12 protein-coding genes are annotated in these 13,560 nt (G+C 71.9%); 4 read left to right on the forward strand and 8 right to left on the reverse strand.

The window, feature by feature from the left end; genetic code table 11:
* Window positions 1-29: 29 nt before the first annotated feature.
* From PV682_RS01100 to PV682_RS01110, 3 genes are all read right to left on the reverse strand, one after another.
* Window positions 30-3,194: a tetratricopeptide repeat protein gene (locus tag PV682_RS01100; protein ID WP_319722978.1), complete on the reverse strand. Its 3,165-nt coding sequence runs from the start codon at window positions 3,192-3,194 to the stop codon at window positions 30-32.
* Complete coding sequence (locus PV682_RS01105) at window positions 3,191-3,541, reverse strand: trypco2 family protein (protein ID WP_319722980.1); 351 nt, start codon at window positions 3,539-3,541, stop codon at window positions 3,191-3,193. Before PV682_RS01105 ends, PV682_RS01100 begins: the two co-directional genes overlap by 4 nt.
* A gap of 191 nt (window positions 3,542-3,732) precedes the next feature.
* Window positions 3,733-4,554 (reverse strand): Gfo/Idh/MocA family protein, encoded by an 822-nt coding sequence (locus PV682_RS01110; RefSeq protein WP_319723342.1) that lies wholly within the window; start codon window positions 4,552-4,554, stop codon window positions 3,733-3,735.
* A 116-nt stretch (window positions 4,555-4,670) separates the two neighbouring features.
* On the opposite strand from PV682_RS01110, the gene PV682_RS01115 reads away from it, so the two are divergent.
* Window positions 4,671-5,327: a TetR/AcrR family transcriptional regulator gene (locus PV682_RS01115; RefSeq protein ID WP_319722982.1), complete on the forward strand. Its 657-nt coding sequence runs from the start codon at window positions 4,671-4,673 to the stop codon at window positions 5,325-5,327.
* Here PV682_RS01115 and PV682_RS01120 read toward each other — a convergent pair.
* A complete protein-coding gene (locus tag PV682_RS01120; protein WP_319722984.1) occupies window positions 5,314-5,736 on the reverse strand; it encodes a DUF6299 family protein in 423 nt (140 codons plus the stop codon). The genes PV682_RS01115 and PV682_RS01120 overlap by 14 nt on opposite strands.
* 312 nt (window positions 5,737-6,048) lie before the next feature.
* Between PV682_RS01120 and PV682_RS01125 the strand changes: the two genes are divergently transcribed.
* On the forward strand, window positions 6,049-6,222 hold the full coding sequence (locus PV682_RS01125) for a DUF5999 family protein (RefSeq protein ID WP_319722986.1): 174 nt from the start codon (window positions 6,049-6,051) through the stop codon (window positions 6,220-6,222).
* A 13-nt stretch (window positions 6,223-6,235) separates the two neighbouring features.
* Here the strand turns inward: PV682_RS01125 and PV682_RS01130 are convergent, their stop codons facing one another.
* Both PV682_RS01130 and PV682_RS01135 read right to left on the reverse strand, forming a co-directional pair.
* Window positions 6,236-6,634 (reverse strand): RidA family protein, encoded by a 399-nt coding sequence (locus PV682_RS01130; RefSeq protein ID WP_319722988.1) that lies wholly within the window; start codon window positions 6,632-6,634, stop codon window positions 6,236-6,238.
* 31 nt (window positions 6,635-6,665) lie between these two features.
* On the reverse strand, window positions 6,666-7,904 hold the full coding sequence (locus PV682_RS01135; RefSeq protein ID WP_319722990.1) for an acyl-CoA dehydrogenase family protein: 1,239 nt from the start codon (window positions 7,902-7,904) through the stop codon (window positions 6,666-6,668).
* Window positions 7,905-7,981: 77 nt separating this feature from the next.
* On the opposite strand from PV682_RS01135, the gene PV682_RS01140 reads away from it, so the two are divergent.
* Together PV682_RS01140 and PV682_RS01145 are read left to right on the forward strand one after the other, a co-directional pair.
* A complete protein-coding gene (locus PV682_RS01140) occupies window positions 7,982-9,592 on the forward strand; it encodes an AMP-binding protein (RefSeq protein WP_319722993.1) in 1,611 nt (536 codons plus the stop codon).
* Complete coding sequence (locus PV682_RS01145; RefSeq protein ID WP_319722995.1) at window positions 9,589-10,431, forward strand: PaaX family transcriptional regulator; 843 nt, start codon at window positions 9,589-9,591, stop codon at window positions 10,429-10,431. Before PV682_RS01140 ends, PV682_RS01145 begins: the two co-directional genes overlap by 4 nt.
* Window positions 10,432-10,437: 6 nt before the next feature.
* Here PV682_RS01145 and PV682_RS01150 read toward each other — a convergent pair whose 3' ends face one another.
* On the reverse strand, window positions 10,438-12,690 hold the full coding sequence (locus PV682_RS01150) for a bifunctional salicylyl-CoA 5-hydroxylase/oxidoreductase (protein ID WP_319722997.1): 2,253 nt from the start codon (window positions 12,688-12,690) through the stop codon (window positions 10,438-10,440).
* Window positions 12,687-13,514, reverse strand: a complete 828-nt coding sequence (locus PV682_RS01155) for an enoyl-CoA hydratase family protein (RefSeq protein WP_319722999.1) — start codon at window positions 13,512-13,514, stop codon at window positions 12,687-12,689. The genes PV682_RS01150 and PV682_RS01155 overlap by 4 nt, the downstream gene beginning before the upstream one ends.
* Window positions 13,515-13,560: the final 46 nt, after the last annotated feature.

The following is a 13,560-nucleotide window of genomic DNA, read 5'->3' on the forward strand; positions in this document are numbered from 1 at the left end:
GCCGGGCACCTCATGGTGGTTCGGGAGGCTCAACTCACGGCATCGGATTTCAGAGGGACCCACCTCGTCATCGAGTCCCAGGCCCCCAGAGCTTCTGTCAGGACTTCCACGCTGGGCGGGGAATCAGGTCCGACGACGCTCGTCGCGATGAGCAGCGTTCCCCCGTGTCGCCGCACCAGTGTGATGAACTCCTCGGTCGCGGGAGCGTTCCAGAGTTGGCCGAGCGTCGCCACCGCGACCTCACTGGGGGCAGCGAATGCCCAAGCACGCCCGTCGGACGACCTGGGCGGCAATCCGGACCACAGCGGCTGGAGGCCGAGCCCTTCGGCGAGGGCCGACCGGGGCCCGTAAGCAGATGTAGCCGTCCACTGGTCCCCGTTCTGGACCAACTGCGCCACCTCAAGAGAGGGGTTGACCACGAAAGCGGGAACGAGCAGGTCGTTCTGCTCCCCCACAGGCACACCGGCGGCGAAGGCCGTCCAGCTGATACCCGCCTCTTTCGCCACGTTGATCAGCGCCGAATCGTTCCAGTGCGGATACCGGCACAGTCCGAAGTGGAAGAGCCGTGCGTCCGCCCAGGTGTAGTGGTCGTCCACATAGAGTGCCGGAACGCCGTTGCCCAGCGGGTATCCGCAGTCCTGGCAGTCGCCGGCCCAGAGCAACTGCATGAGGGAACGGGCTTCCTCGTGCCCGATTCTGTCCAGGCAATCCTGGCTGAAGGCCAGGTGCGAGAGTCCGGCCGAGCTGTCCGCGGCATCCAGGACAACCCAGTTCAATGGGTGGCCGTGCTCCCGTGCCCGGCTCCACCACTCCTCCCCCATCGCGACGTTGCCGAAGGAGTACGCGGTCACTCCGGCCATCAGGCAGCCGATCGGGTCACCCAGACTCCCCTGCTTGACCGCCGCTTCATAGGCACGCGAGACGTAGGCGTTCGCCGTCTCGTGGTCCTCCCTGCGCAGGAGAACACCGGCGTACGAGAGCGAGGCGAACGGGATCTCACCGTCCGCGGCGATTCTCAGGGCCTCGACGGCCTCATCCGACTGCCACTTCGACCTCAGCCACTCCGAATAGCGCAGCGCGCTCCCGGGATCGCCGGCCTCGGTACCGCGCTTCCAGAGCGCAATCGCCTCATCCTGGTTCCCCAGCTTTTCGTGGACCAGGCCGAGGGCGCCGATCGACTCCCGATACCCACTCTCGATCGCACGCTCGAACCACTTCCGTGCCTCTTCCAGATTCCCCCTCACAGCGAACACGGCACCCATGTTGTGAGCCCCGGTGGAGTCGCCCAGGCAGAAAGCACGCTCGAAGCAGCGGCCGGCACCGTCATAGTCCTGCTCCGCGGCCAGCAGCGCCCCCAGGTTGATCAGGCCGTCGGGATCGTCCGCCTCCGCGAGGGGGCGGAGCACCTCTTTGGCCACGTCCGGCCGGCCCGCCACCTTGGCGACGGTCGACACCAGCACACGGCGCGTGTCGTCCACGATGTGCAGGACCTCGTCCCACACCTGTCCCGGGAGCTCGCCGGGACGGGAGTCGCGGGCGGCATCGGACACGAGGTAGTCGAACGGCTTCCACGTTCCTCCCCGGCCCGGGACCAGGGGGCTGGTCACGCCCAGCACGATCCTGGACGCCCAGTCCCAGGCTTCCTCCATGCCTTCCGGCCGCAGAGCCGGGCCGCCCGCCTGGTCGAGGAAGTATGTGTGGAGGCGTTCCAGGGACTCCGGCGCCAGCGCGGTGTCCACACCTGTGCGGGCGAGGGCGACGGCGGCCGCGACGAGAGCGGCACCGCGGGGGTTGCCCTTCACCCGGGAAGCGGCCTTCCACCGCTTGAGGACCTGCGGTCCCGCCGCGAGGTACTCCGCCACCCCATGTGCCTTGTCGGCGTTCAACGCGGCAACGATGCGCGGATCCTCGCGCGACGACGCGGCCCGCCGCTCGTCGTCGGTCCAGATCCGGTCCAGGGTGATGTGATGTGCTGCCCGGATCACTCTGCCGGGTGAGGACGGCAGACGCGGACCGGTCCTCCGCGAGAGCGACGGGCCGTCCTCCGCGTCCGTGTAATGCTCGTGGAACTCGGTGCGCAGCGTGGCGAGCACGACCGTGCCGCGGCGGACGAGCCGGTCCAGCAGGGACGGCGTCAACCCGTCCGACCGCAGGTAGTTGTGCAGGTCGTCGAGCCACACGACCTTCTCGCGATCACTTCCGGAGGAAGAGTCCAGGAAGGACAGGTCGGCGTCGGGGTCCGGCTTGCAGACCGACCAGTCGCCGAGATTGCGGACCATGCCTTCGAACAGGGTCCTCGACTTGCCCGCGGCCGAATCCCCTGTCAGCAGCACCATGCCGCCCGTCTCCGCCAGGGCTTCGAGCCGGGCGTCCACCTGCGCATCGACGCAGCGTGGCACGTACTGCACGACGTCCGGATGGCCGGCGGAATCCGGCACACGATGAACACCGAAGGAGACCGGGTCGGCGTCGGCGACAGGGAGCCAGTCACCTTCGCAGGAAGAGGCCGTGTGGACCACCTGCGGCGCCGGTCTGCCGATCTCCACCACCTCGGGACAGAACCCCGCAGTCGCCTCCACCGCCCGCCGGAATGCGGCATCTGCCACCACGACGGAGACGGGAACGGCTTCCACCCGCGCGTGACCCCACTGCGCAGGATCCCCGGAGACCACACCGATCAGGTATTCGCCGGCGAAGAGCGCCGCGCCCGACATGCCCTGCCACGGCGATGCGCCGGAGGCGCCGGCCGGCGGCGGGGCGTGGGAGCTGTCCAGGACATAGCGGCCGCGCAGGACGGACGATCCCGGCTTCAGCGTGCCCACGATCTGCTCGGTGTCCGGCCTCGTCCCGTCCCGGAGCGAGATCCGCGGGTAGCCCGCCGCTTCGCAGTTCTCCCAGGCGGCCAGGCCGGAGATCCGACCCCACCGGACGTCGGACATCCGGCACGTCGTGGCCTCCCCGACCAAGTCGTCATCCGCTTCGAGCAGGGCCGCGTCGCACGACTCGTCGTAGCGGCGCCACACGAGGCGGCAGCCGCGCATCCCCGTCCCTCCGGGGACGGCGACGCGAGCAGCCCCGCTCTCTCCTTCGAACAGGTGCGCCGAAGTGAGCACCAGGCGGGAGTCCAGCAGGAAGCCGCTGCCCTGCCGCGCTCCCTGGACGATGGCGACGCGTGCGACGGAGCGGGCGCTCATCCGCCGCGCAGTCCGGACGGGTGCTCGAAGTCACCCATGTCGACCTCGGCCTGATGTCCGATCTCGATCGGCCCGCCGTTGGCCGAATCCCTCGGCTTCAGCTTCACGGCCACCTTGTGGACGGCGTTCCGCGCCACCCCTACCTGGGCGTCGCCGGAGACCACCCATGCCTTGAACCCCGCCTTGGCCGTCGCGTCGCGCCGCAGCTCGACCGAGAAATCCAGAGTGATCTCGTCGACCTCGAACCTGATGCGCTGGCCGTCCGCAGCGTATACAGAGGCCATCAGCTGATCCCGCAAGCCCTGTACGGCCTCCGTGAGTTCCACGTTCTCCAACGGATCTCGCACGTCTCCGACTCCCCCATTCGGCCAACCGTCGCCCGCTACCCTTATCACATTGTCCACAGCACGAAACGGCGATCCGGACAGTGCTTCCCGGCACGGCAGGACGCTCTGTGACAACGCGGCACCGGTGACAGCAGGGTACGAGCGCGGGGCCCGCGATGGCGGTGTGAAGTAGGCAAAGGCAGCCGGGATCGTCAGCGGACACTTTCCACGGCGCCGGTCTCCGCGGAGCGTTCGATGGCGGCGAGCACCCTGTGGTGGGCCGCGGCGGTGTGGAAGTCGGGGTGAGGACTGCGGCCTTCGGCGATCGACCGGGCGATCTCCTGGTAGACGGCCGCGACGTTGGCGACCGGTCCGGCGGCGGGGTCGAAGGGGACGGTCCGGTAGCCGTCAGGTACCTTCACCCGCTCGCCGTCGACCCGGATGTCCCAGTCGGTCCAGTGCATGTACACGCCCGGCCGGGTGGGAACCACCGTCAACGTGCCGTCGGAGCCGACCAGTTTGACGAAGAATCCGTCCGGAGTCCCGCTGCCTCCGTGCACGGCGACGGAGGCAGCCGCGCCACTCTCCAGGACACCGTGGAGCAGTACCTGTGCGGGTACCCCGTTGGGCACCGTCCGGCCGGTTCCGGCGCCTTCGACGTGGTCCGGGCGGGGCAGCCTCGCGGAGACCTCGACCAGTCCGCCCACCATCCGGTCCAGCGTGGCGAGGAAGTGGCCGGCCATGACGGTCAGGAGCGAGGTGCCCGCGGCCGGATCGGCTGACCAGGCCAGTTCCGGCGGGATGCGGGCGCCGCCCAGCGGGTCGCCCGCGGCGACCAGTACGGCCGATTCGAGCCGACCGATCGCGCCTTTGGCGACCAGGTCGGCCACGTACCGGGCGTCCGGGGACTGGTGTCCTTGCAGGTTCACGGCGTGGACGACACCGGCGGCGCCGGCCGCCCGGGCGAGGTCGTCCGTTTCGGCGGCGTCCATGCCCAGCGGCCACTCGCACAGGACGTGCTTGCCCGCGTCCAGGGCAGCCCTGACCGCATGCGCGTGCCCGGCCGCTTGACCGACACCACGACCAGGTCCACGTCCGGATGGGCGACGAGTCCGCCCAGCCGCCGGCTCCGACGATCCCGACTTTCAGCATGCCAGGCGGTCGCCCGCGCGCCTTCGACCCGGAGACCGCGCTCGACCGGGCGCTGGAGGTCTTCTGGCGACAGGGCCACGAGGGGACGTCCCTGTCGGACCTGACCGCGGCCATGGACATCAACCGGCCCAGTCTGTACGCGGCTTTCGGCAACAAGGAGCAGTTGTTCCGCAAGGTGATCGACCGCTACTTCACCAGCCCCGGGGCCTACGCCGCCGAGGCTCTGGAGGCGCCCACCGTGCGGGAGGTCGTCGAGCTTCTGGTCCTCGGAGCCGTCGAGTTGACCACCGGACCGCACGCGCCTCGCGGGTGCCTGAGCGTCAACAGTGTGCATGCCTGCGGACCGGAGTCCGAACCGATCCGCCAAGAAGTGATCGCACGGCGGATGGCCGGTGAGGCCGCGCTCCGACGCCGCTTCGAGCAGGCGGCCGACCTGCCCGCGGGCGCCGACCCGCAGGTCCTTGCCCACCTCGTGCACACCGTCACCGACGGCATCGCCGTACAAGCGGCGAGCGGTCACACCCGCGGCCAATTGCGCCGAGTGGCCGACCTGGCGCTGCGTACCCTGTTCGGACCGGAGCCGACGGGAGCTGCGCCGGCCACGCCCCTCCCGTCGGCGGGCGTGGCCGAGAGTCCTGCGGTCACGCCTCCATGAGCGTCACCGGGCCGGTTTCACGGGCATGGAAGCGCGGCACCGGAAGGCCACTCTCCGGGGCGAGTTCCATCAGGGTCGCCTCGACTCTCGCGGTGCCGGGGGTGAGGGCGGACGGGGACGGTCTGCCGGTGTTCTGCCAGGCGTGCTCGGCGCCGTCGCACACCGCGGCCGTGCCGCCGATGCCGTGGCTGACGTCGCCGGAGTCCTGGTTCACGGAGCTGCTCACGAAGACGGGGCCCTCGCTGCCGAGGCAGCGGTACGTGCCGGTCAGGGTGACCGTGCCGTCGGCGGCGATCCGGCCCACCGGGTCGACGGTCACGGTCTCGGCGGGGTCCGCCTGCGCGGTGGGGACGGCCAGCAGGAGCAGCGCGGCGCCGGCCGCCGTGCCGAGTGCGGAGCGGAAGAGCATGGGGTACCTCCTGGTTCGGGATGTTCCCGACCAGCGATACCGGGGTGCGCGACCCGGTTCGGGGTGGGGGCGGGGGTTGCGGGGTGAGTCCATGCCATCGGTCGACGCGGATACGACCGTACGGCGGTGTCCGCGCGACCGCCCGTGACGGCGCCTCCACCGGCCGGTGACCGGCGTCGGGGAACCGTCCCGGAGTTGTCCTGGTGTTGTCACGCTTGCGGTGGAGCCGTTCCGATGAGTTCGCGGCGGGAGCATGGTCTGTGTATGCGGGACGGCCCGCTCGGGCCGACCCCCCAGCCATGGAGGTGCGCCATGTGTTCCCACACCGTCTCCGGGACCGCCGAGGGTTCCGCACACGTCGTCGCCGCCCACCCGGAGCAGGGCTGGACCCTGCTGTGCGACGGCACGATCGTCTTCGACGACTCCGGCGAACTGCTCCCGGACGGCAGCGTCGTGGCACCGGCCAGGCGGCTGGTCGCGGCCTGAACCCACGCCGGATTCACTCCAGCACCGCGAACCCGTCCAGCTCGATCAGCGCCTCCTCGTCCCACAGCCGTACGATGCCGACGACCGCCATCGCCGGATAGTCCCGGCCCGCCAACTCCCGCCAGATCCGGCCCAGTCGAGGCGCGGCGGCGCGATAAGCGGCGACGTCCGTGACGTACGCCGTCACCCGCGCGAGGTCGGCCGCCGAGCCCCCCGCCGCCGTGAGCGCGCCCAGCAGGTTGCGCAGCGCCGTCTCGAACTGCTCGGCCAGCGTCACCCCGACGACCTTCCCGTCCCCGTCGAGCGCCGTCTGCCCGGCGAGGAGGACGAGGCGGGTGCCGGTGGCGACGACGGCGTGGGAGAAGCCGGAGGGGGGCGACAGCTCGGCGGGGTTCACGCGTTCGAGGCTCATGGGGTACGTCCTTCCAGGTCACCGGTCCCGCTCACGCTGCCCCCTCCCCCGGCCCCTGCGCCCCCGACCCGTCCCACTCCGCGTACAACTCCCGCGCCACGATGCCCCGTTGCACCTCGCTCGCCCCCTCGTAGATCCGGGGCGCCCGCACCTCCCGGTACAGGTGCTCCAGCAGATGCCCCCGCCGCAGCGCCCGCGCCCCGTGCAACTGCACCGCCCTGTCGACGACGTACTGCGCGGCCTCGGTCGCGAAGAGCTTCCCCATCGCCACGCGCCGGGGCACGTCCGCGCCGCCCGCGTCGTACGCGCGGGCCGCCGCGCGGACCATCGAGCGGGCCGCCTCGACCCGTACGGCCATCTCGGCGACCTGGTGGGACACGGCCTGGAGGTCCCTCAGCTTGCCGCCGAACGCGTCCCGTCGGGACGTCCAGTCGAGGGTGGCGTCCAGCGCGGCCTGCGCCATCCCGACGGCGAAGGCGCCGACGCTCGGCCGGAACCGGTTGAGTGTCCCCATCGCGACCCGGAACCCCCGGCCGGTCTCCCCGATGACATCCTCGGGCCCGACGGGTACGCCGTCGAAGGTGAGCGTGCCAATGGGGTGCGGGGACAGCATGTCGAGGTGCTCACCGCCGAGCCCGGGCCGGTCGGCGGGCACGAGGAACGCGGTGATGCCCCGCGCGCCCGCGCCCCCGGTACGGGCGAACACCGTGTAGAAGTCGGCCTCGGGAGCGTTGGAGATCCAGCACTTCTCCCCCACGAGCCGCCAACCACGACCACCACCCGAGCCCGCCCCCGAGCTTGACCCCGAACCCGAACCCGAGCCTGAGCTTGAGCCCGACCCCGACCCCGACCCCACACCGCCACCGCCCTCAGGCACCGCCCGCAGCTCCAGCGCCCCCGCGTCCGACCCCGCCCCCGCCTCGCTCAACGCGAACGCGGCGACCGCCCTCCCCGCCCGCACCCCGGGCAACCACCGCTCCCGCTGCCCCGGACTCCCGTACGCGTGCACGGGATGCGCCCCCAGCCCCTGGAGGGCGAGCGCGGTCTCCGCCTCGGTGCAGCCGTACGCCAACGCCTCCCGCACCTCGCAGAGTTCGACGGCGCCGGATGTGAACAGCCGGTCCAGCAGCCCCCGTTGACCGAGCTCGGCGACCAGGGGGCGGTTGACCCTGCCGGGCTCCCCCTTCTCCGCGAGCGGACGGAGGACTTCCGCGGCCAGTGTGCGCAACTCGGAACGCTCCATGGCGTACACCCCCTCGGCCACGACCATATCGCGCTCCCTTGACCGCCGTCACCAACACGTTACGCTCGACGCACGACCCCGAACCGACAAGGGGGCGAGCCACCGTGCAGCTCTCGGCCCACGTCGACACCTTCGCGCGCGACCACCTCCCACCGCCCGACACCTGGCCCGAACTCCGCTTCACCACACCGGAGTTGGCCTACCCACCCCGCCTGAACTGCGCCACGGACCTGCTCACGGGCCAGCCGGACGGCGCCCCCGCGTTCCGCACCCCGGCCACGACCTGGTCGTACGGCGAACTCCGGGCCCACGTCGACCGCATCGCCCACATCCTGACGAACGACCTGGACGTGCTCCCCGGCAACCGCGTCCTCCTGCGCGGCCCCACCACCCCGTGGCTCGCGGCGTGCTGGCTGGCCGTCCTGAAGGCGGGCGCGGTCGCGGTCACGGTCCTGGCGCAGCAGCGCGCGCACGAACTGGCGACGATGTGCGAGATCGCGCGGGTCGGCCACGCGCTGTGCGACGCGCGCTCGCTGGACGACCTGGTCAAGGCCGAGGTCCCGGGCCTGCGGATCACCCCGTACGGCGGGGACACCCCGGACGACCTCCTCAACAGGCCGGCGCCCCGGCTCCCGTACCAGGCGGTCGACACGGCGGCCGACGATGTCGCGCTGATCGCGTTCACCTCGGGAACCACCGGCCGCCCCAAGGGCTGTGTGCACTTCCACCGCGATGTCCTGGCGATCGCGGACACGTTCGCGAAGCACGTCCTGCGTCCGACGCCGGACGACGTGTTCGCGGGCAGTCCGCCGCTCGGGTTCACGTTCGGGCTGGGCGGCCTGGTCGTCTTCCCGCTGCGCGTCGGCGCGAGTGCGCTGCTGCTCGAACAGGCGGGCCCGAAGGCCCTGTTGGCGGCGGTACCGGAGCACCGGGTGTCCGTCCTGTTCACCGCGCCGACCGCGTACCGCGCGATGCTCGCGGACCTCGGCGGGTACGACGTCTCGTCGCTGCGGCGCTGCGTGTCGGCCGGCGAGAACCTTCCCGCGGCGACCTGGCGCGCCTGGCACGAGCGGACCGGCCTGCGCATCATCAACGGCATCGGCGCGACCGAGCTGCTGCACATCTTCATCTCGGCGGCCGACGAGTCGATCCGCCCCGGGACGACGGGAGTCGCCGTGCCCGGCTGGGAGGCGCGCGTGCAGGACGCCGGGGGAAGACCGGTGCCCGACGGCACGCCGGGCCTGCTCGCGGTGCGCGGTCCGATCGGCTGCCGCTATCTCGCCGACCCCCGGCAGCGGGAGTACGTGCGGGACGGCTGGAACGTCACCGGGGACACCTATGTCCGGGAGACGGACGGGTACTTCAGGTACGTGGCCCGCGCGGACGACATGATCGTGTCGGCCGGGTACAACATCGCGGGGCCGGAGGTCGAGGAGGCGCTGCTGCGGCATCCGGACGTGCTGGAGGCGGCGGTCGTGGGCCGGCCCGACGAGGAGCGCGGGCAAGTCGTCGTGGCGTACGCGGTGTTGCGCGAGGGCGCGCGGCGGGACGTGGCGGCTCTGCGGGCTTTCGTGAAGGAGGAGCTGGCGCCGTACAAGTGCCCGCGCGAGATCCTCTTCCTGGCCGGACTGCCGCGTACGGCGACCGGGAAGCTCCAGCGATTCCGGCTGCGCACACCGGAGGTGACCAGCACTGATGCCGAAGACCTAAGATGATCAACGTGTCCGACCAGCATGCACCACGGTCTCTGATCGTCACGCTCTACGGCGCGTACGGCCGCTTCGTACCGGGTCCGGTTCCCGTCGCGGAGCTGATCCGGCTGCTCGCCGCGGTGGGGGTCGACGCCCCCTCCGTACGCTCCTCCGTCTCCCGGCTGAAACGCCGCGGGCTGCTGCTGCCCGCGCGCACCGAGCGTGGCGCGGCGGGGTACGAACTGTCGTGGGAGGCCCGGCAGTTGATGGACGACGGGGACCGCAGGATCTATTCCGACGGGCCGCCGGGCGACGAGGGCTGGGTGCTCGCGGTGTTCTCCGTGCCGGAGTCCGAGCGGCAGAAGCGGCACGTCCTGCGCTCCCGGCTGGCCGGGCTGGGCTTCGGGACGGCGGCGCCCGGCGTGTGGATCGCGCCCGCGCGCCTGCACGACGAGGCGCGGCGCACCCTGGAGCGGCTCGGACTCGGGCCGTACGTCGATCTGTTCCGGGGCGAGCACCTGGGGTTCACGGCGACGGTCGAGGCGGTGTCGCGGTGGTGGGACCTCGCGGCGATCGCCAAGGGGCACGAGGCGTTCCTCGACACGCACGAGCCGGTGCTGAGGGCCTGGCGGGAGCGCCCCGACACGCCCCCGCAGGAGGCGTACCGGGACTATCTCCTCGCCCTGGACACCTGGCGGCGCCTCCCGTACGCCGACCCGGGCCTGCCCGCACACCTGCTGCCGGCGAACTGGCCGGGAGTGCGGTCGGCCGAGGTCTTCCACGCCCTGCACGCGCGCCTGCGGGACGCGGGCGAGGCGTTCGTGCTGGCGGCCGGGCCGGGCACGGCGCAGGGCACCGGCTGAGGCGCCTCAACTCCTCAGCCGCAAGCGGGGTTTGGGGGCGTCCGTGCGTCCCGTTCGCGGTTTCCTGCTGCCCGCCCGGTACGGCAGCGGCCACACCACCCCCGGCCCCTCGTAGCCTTGCTCGGCCGCCGCGTGCAACGTCCAGTGCGGGTCGTACAGATGGGGCCGCCCCAAGGCGCAGAGGTCCGTACGGCCCGCCAATATCAGGGAGTTGACGTCGTCCCACGAGGAGATCGCGCCGACGGCGATCACCGGGACGCCCACCTCGCCCCGTATGCGGTCCGCGTACGGGGTCTGGTAGGAGCGGCCGAAGTCGGGGTGTTCGTCGGCGACGACCTGGCCCGTGGAGACGTCGATCGCGTCGGCGCCGTGGGCGGTGAAGGCGCGGGCGATCTCCACGGCCTCCTCGGGGGTGGTGCCGCCGGGGGACCAGTCGGTGGCGGATATGCGGACGGTCAGGGGGAGTTCAGGGGGCCAGGCGTCGCGTACCGCGTCGAGGACCTCCAGTGGGAAGCGGAGGCGGCCCGCGAGGGAGCCGCCGTAGGCGTCGGTGCGGTGGTTGGTCAGCGGGGAGAGGAAGCCGGAGAGCAAGTAGCCGTGGGCGCAGTGGAGTTCGAGGAGGTCGAAGCCTGCGTGGGCGGCGCGTTTCGTGGCCTTCACGAACTCGCCCCGGATCTGCGCGAGTTGGGGTCGGGTCAGCTCGCTCGGGACCTGGCTGTCCGGGCGGTGGGGCAGCGGGGAGGCGGCCACCACGGGCCAGTTGCCGTCCGGGAGGGGTTCGTCGATGCCCTCCCATATCAGCTTCGTCGACCCCTTGCGGCCCGCGTGCCCGAGCTGCACGCCGATCGCCGTACCGGGTGCCTGTTCGTGGACGAAGTCGGTGATCCGGCGCCAGGCGGCCCCCTGCCGGTCGTCGTAGAGGCCCGTGCAGCCCGGCGTGATCCGCCCCTCGGCGCTGACGCACACCATCTCGGTCATCACCAGCCCGGCCCCGCCCAGCGCGCGGGCGCCGAGGTGGACGAGGTGGAAGTCGCCGGGGACGCCGTCGGTCGCGGAGTACATGTCCATCGGGGAGACGACGACCCGGTTGCGGAGGGTCAGCTCCCGTAGCCGGAGGGGTGTGAACATGGGCGGCGTACCCGGCGGGCAGCCGAACTCCCGTTCCACGGACGCCGTGAAGGCGGCGTCGCGCAGCCGGAGGTTGTCGTGGGTGACGCGGCGGCTGCGGGTGAGGAGGTTGAAGGCGAACCGGCGCGGCGGCTGGCCGACGTACAGCGGGAGGTTCTCGAACCACTCCAGGCTGGCCCGGGCGGCGCGCTGCGTGGAGGCGACGACGGGCCGCCGCTCGGCCTCGTACGCGGCCAACGCGCTGGGTATGTCCGGCTGTTCGTCGAGGCACGCGGCGAGCGCGAGGGCGTCCTCGACGGCGAGTTTCGTGCCGGAGCCGATGGAGAAGTGGGCGGTGTGCGCGGCGTCCCCGAGGAGGACGACGTTGCCGCTGGACCAGCGGTCGTTGACGACCGTGCGGAACACCGTCCAGGCGGAGTCGTTGGACCGCAGGGGCCGGCCGCGCAGGGTCTCCCGGAACAGGTCGGCGCACCTCTCGATGGTGAACTCCCCCGTTTTCCACACCTCTTCGCGCATCTCGACGATGACGGTCGAGGCGTCCCGCGCGTACGGGTAGCCGTGGAGCTGGACGACTCCCGCGTCGGTCTCGGCGATGTCGAAGCGGAACGCGTCGAGGGCGAGGTCGGTGCCGAGCCAGATGTACCGGCAGCGGTGGGGGGAGAGCCGGGGCCGGAACGCGGTGGCGAAGGTCTCGCGGGTCGCGCTGTGCACGCCGTCGGCGGCGACGACGAGGTCGTACGTCTCGGAGAGCCACGCCGGGTAGGGGGCCTCGGTGCAGAAGCGGAGGTCGACGCCGAGTGCGCGGCAGCGGTCGTGCAGGACGGACAGCAGCCGTCTCCTGCCGAGCGCCGCGAACCCGTGGCCCGAGGAGACGTGGCGCCGTCCACGGTGGGTGATCTCGATCGCGTCCCAGCGGACGAACTCCCGCTCCAGCGCGGCGTACACGGCCGGGTCGGCGTGTTCGATGCCGCCGAGGGTCTCGTCGGAGAGGACGACGCCGAACCCGAAGGTGTCGTCGGGTGCGTTGCGCTCCCAGACGGTGATCTCCCGTGCCGGGTCGAGGCGTTTGAGGAGGGCCGCCGTGTAGAGGCCGCCGGGTCCGCCGCCGATGACCGCGATCCGGCCGGTCATCGCCCTTGCCACTTCGGCGGGCGCTTCGCGGTGAACGCGGCGTGGAACTCCCGGTAGTCGGCGCCGTTCATGAGCAACGCCTGGGTGTTCGCGTCGAGTTCGACGGCCGCCGTGAGCGGCATGTCCAGCTCGGCCGTCAGCAGCGCCTTGGTCTGGGCGTGGGCGAGGGCGGGTCCTTCGGCGAGGCGGCGGGCGAGCGCGAGGGCGGCCTCGTCGGCGCCGCCCTCCTCGGCCAACTGGCTGATCAGGCCGATGCGTTCGGCCTCGGGCGCCCGCACCGGGTCGCCCAGCATCAGCAGCCGGGTGGCATGTCCGAGCCCGACGACGCGCGGCAGGAGGTAGGCCGCGCCCATGTCCCCGCCGGACAGCCCGACCTTCGTGAACAGGAAGGAGAACCGGGCACTCGGGTCGGCGACCCGGAAGTCGGCGGCGAGCGCGAGGACGGCCCCGGCACCGGCCGCGACCCCGTGCACGGCGGCGATCACCGGGAACGGCGCCTCGCGCACGGCCCGGACGACCTGGCCGGTCATCCGGTTGAAGTCGAGGAGCTGGGCGGTGTCCATGGCGAGCGTCGCGCCGATGATCTCGTCGACGTCGCCGCCGGAGCAGAAGCCGCGCCCCTCGCCTCTGAGCACGAGCGCCCGCACGGACCGCTCCCGGGACAGCTCGGCGAACAGATCCCGCAGGTCGGCGTAGGCGCCGAAGGTCAGGGCGTTCAGTTTGGCGGGGCGGGCGAGCGTGACGGAGGCGACGGCGTCCGTGACGTCGAGGCGGAGGTGTTCCCAACGGGGTGTGCGCGCGGCGGATCCGGTGAAGGGACTCACGCCCTCGAAGTTATCACCCGTACGTGACTGTCGTCACGAGGGCGAT

Source organism: Streptomyces niveiscabiei, from assembly GCF_033794345.1.
GTDB classification, from domain to species: domain Bacteria; phylum Actinomycetota; class Actinomycetes; order Streptomycetales; family Streptomycetaceae; genus Streptomyces; species Streptomyces niveiscabiei.